This is a genomic window from Synergistota bacterium (genome assembly GCA_021159885.1).
Classification (GTDB): domain Bacteria; phylum Synergistota; class GBS-1; order GBS-1; family GBS-1; genus AUK310.
Genome location: JAGHDO010000037.1, coordinates 1 through 3,310 on the forward strand (window position 1 = coordinate 1; position 3,310 = coordinate 3,310).

General features: G+C 45.5%; 3 protein-coding genes. All 3 read right to left on the minus strand.

Going from position 1 to position 3,310, the window contains the following annotated elements; all coding sequences use genetic code 11:
• Nucleotides 1-553: ABC transporter permease (locus J7M13_03525; GenBank protein MCD6363056.1), on the minus strand; the 553-nt coding region annotated here is incomplete at its 3' end.
• A gap of 24 nt (nucleotides 554-577) precedes the next feature.
• Nucleotides 578-1,633 (minus strand): ABC transporter permease, encoded by a 1,056-nt coding sequence (locus tag J7M13_03530; GenBank protein MCD6363057.1) that lies wholly within the window; start codon nucleotides 1,631-1,633, stop codon nucleotides 578-580.
• A complete protein-coding gene (locus J7M13_03535; GenBank protein MCD6363058.1) occupies nucleotides 1,617-3,158 on the minus strand; it encodes an ABC transporter ATP-binding protein in 1,542 nt (513 codons plus the stop codon). Before J7M13_03535 ends, J7M13_03530 begins: the two co-directional genes overlap by 17 nt.
• Between the last annotated feature and the right edge of the window lie 152 nt (nucleotides 3,159-3,310).

Here is a 3,310-nt window from a genome sequence, read left to right on the forward strand (position 1 = left end):
GAACCACGTATATATACCTTATCCTAAAAACGTTTATGCCAACCGCGTCAGCGGTTCTGGGATCTTCACCAACCGCCCTTAAGTTCATTCCCCATTTGGTTTTAAATATGAAGAACCAAGACAATGGAACTAAAGCATATGTCAGGTATACCAGAGGATCATGATAAAAAAGTATCTTACCGAGGATCGGTATATCTCCCAAGATGGGAACGGAAACGGGATTAAACTGGGGAGCGGTTTTGCCTATGAAACTTTGCCCATAGTATCCGCTTAAGCCCATGCCGAGCATTGTTAAAGCCAGCCCCGCGACTACCTGATTAACCCGCATCGTTACGGTCAAGAAAGCAAAGAGAAGCGCCATAACTCCCCCCGCTAACACCGCGGCAAGCACGCCAAACCAAACGGAGGAAGTAAAGTGAGAAATCATAAATCCAGTCAAAGCTCCTATGAGCATCAGACCCTCAAGCCCGAGATTAAGCACGCCTGAACGTTCAGCGAATATCTCACCAAGCGTAGCATAAAGGAGAGGCGTTCCAGCCCTGATCGCAGCCATAAATATCGCTTCAAGCAACGCTCATCACCTCACCAGCTTGATCTTGTACCTTATGATAACCTCTCCCACGAGAACACACGCAAATAAAATACCTTGAAATATGTAGCTTACCGATATCGGCATCTTCATAACTATCTGGAGTATCTCACACCCGACAAATATCCCTCCCATGAGAAACGCGACTATAACGGTAGCTATGGGATCTAACCTCGCGAGCCACGCAACTATGATCGCGGTATACCCATAGCCGACCGAGAAAGCGTGCTGAAGCCTGTGCTGAACGCCCATCATATATACCGCGCCTGCTACTCCCGCCAATCCTCCGCTCAAGGACATCGCAAAGATCATGTTTTTTCTAACGTCCATACCCGCATATCTCGCTGCGTCCTGATTATCCCCTATAACCCTTATCTCAAATCCCCACTTCGTGCGCTCTAAAAGAAACTTTAAAAGAAAAGCCAAAACGATAGGAAAGAATATTCCCGTGTGAACCTTTCCCCAGAGGCACGGAAGCCAAGCTGATTTTGGAAAGATAGCCGTCATAGGAAAGTTAAAACCGTGTGGATCTTTCCACGGACCGTAGACAAGATAATCAGCCCAAAGTATTCCTATATAGTTAAGCATAAGCGTCACCACTATCTCGTCTGCTCCGAGATATGCCCTCAACGCGCCGGGAATTGCTCCCCAAAACGCTCCCGCCAGAAACCCACCGAGAGTTATAAGAGGAATAAGGATAACAGCCGGAGCTTTGGGAAACCAAAATAAAGCCAGAAGCGTTGAAGCCATAGCACCGAGATAAAACTGCCCCTCTCCTCCTATATTCCATAGCTTCATTCTAAAAGCGATAATCAGTCCCAGCCCTATCGTAGCGAGAGGGACAAATTTTATAAAAGTTCCCTGAAGGCCAACGCTATTGGCAAACGCCCACCAAAACATTATCTTATAAGCGTTCATGGGATTCTTCCCATTAATAAACATGAAAAGAGCGAACAAAAGCAGAGTCATTAAAAACGAAGCAAGCATTACCCCCATCTCAAACGCCTTACTGCTATGAATTCTTGGTTCAAATTTGAGCCTCATCCTTATTCACCACTCCTGCCATGAGCAGTCCGATTTTATCCAAATATCCTTCATCTGCAGGAAAATCTCCATAAAGCTTCCCCTCATATATAACTTTGACCCTGTCAGAAAGGGTAAATATTTCCTCGAGATCTCCCGCTATAAGAAGAACCGCTGCACCTCTTGAAGCAGATTCCATTATCTTTTCATATACAAACTCAGTAGCACTTATATCAAGTCCCCTTGTAGGATGAAACGCGAGCAAAAACTTAACTTTCCCCTCAAGCTCCCGCGCAAGTATAAGTCTTTGCAGATTACCCCCCGATAGAAGCTTGACAGGTATATGCTTACCAGGAGCCTTAATATCATACTTTTCTATAAGCTCATCCGCAATCCTCTCGGCACAGGATAGATCTATAAACATTCCCCTCGATATAGGCGGATCTCTATAGCTTTTTAGTATCAGGTTTTCAACGAGGCTGAGGTTAGGAGCAACGCCAAACCTTTTTCTGTCATCCGGTATAAAGCCTTCTCCCTTCTCTATAAGATAGCCAGTTTCCTTATTTAAGACATTCTCGCCATCGAGAATGATCTTACCAGCTGAAGCTTTCCTTAAACCAGATAAGACCTCCGCAAGCTCCCTCTGACCGTTCCCCGCAACGCCGGCTATTCCGAGAATCTCTCCTTCCCTTATAGAAAACGATATACCTCTTAAAGCCTTTAAACCTTTATCGCTATAAGCCTCAAGATCCTTCACTTCAAGAACGACCTTTCCAGGAGTAACCTTCTCCCTGCGCTTAACGCGAAGAACAACATCTCTTCCCACCATCATCCTGGCAAGCTCTTCAGGAGAGGTGCCCTCTTTTCGTACTGTGTTTACTACCTTACCCTTTCTTAAAACCGTTATCCTGTCTGAAATGTCCATAACTTCATTTAGTTTGTGAGATATAAATATTATGGATTTTCCCTCCTCCTTAAGTTTTCGGAGAGTTTCAAAGAGAGACTCTGCTTCCTGAGGGGTCAAAACAGCAGTGGGTTCATCTAAAACAAGGATATCCACATCCCTGAAAAGAAGTTTTATTATCTCAACCCTTTGCATCTCGCCAACGGAGAGCTGCCAGACCTTAGCTTCCGGATCAACCGGAAGACCGTAAGCCTCCGAAAGCTCCTTTATCTTTTTCGCCACCTCTTTTATATGTGGTATATCCCTGCCCAGCCCAAGTATGATATTTTCAGCAACGGAAAAAGACGGAACAAGGGTAAAGTGCTGATGAACCATGCCTATTCCCAGTGAAAGAGCGGTTGCAGGAGAATCTATCTCCACCTTTTTTCCTTTTACCCATATCTCACCCGCATCCGGTTGATACAATCCGTAAAGAACATTCATTAACGTGGTTTTTCCTGCCCCGTTTTCGCCTAAAAGAGCATGAACCTCTCCCCACCGCAGGTCGAAATCAACACCATCATTGGCAACGATGCCAGGAAATCTCTTAACTATACCCTTAAGCTCAACCGCAAGGACAGGGGGAGGAGAACCTCCCCCCATAATTCCCCTTTTTTTCACTTCTTCGGTATCTCTCCCACTACTCCCTTAACGAAGTAGCTCATCTCAAGAAGCTCCTTATCGGTAGCGACCTTGCCCTTCGGAATCCTCAACCCACCCTTCTGATCATATATCGGTCCCGTAAACGGATGAAA

Bases quoted from the DNA above. Each gene is read 5' to 3' on its own strand.
- J7M13_03530 (MCD6363057.1), bottom strand. From the start codon at position 1,633: ATGAGGCTCAAATTTGAACCAAGAATTCATAGCAGTAAGGCGTTTGAG.
- J7M13_03535 (MCD6363058.1), bottom strand. From the start codon at position 3,158: ATGGGGGGAGGTTCTCCTCCCCCTGTCCTTGCGGTTGAGCTTAAGGGT.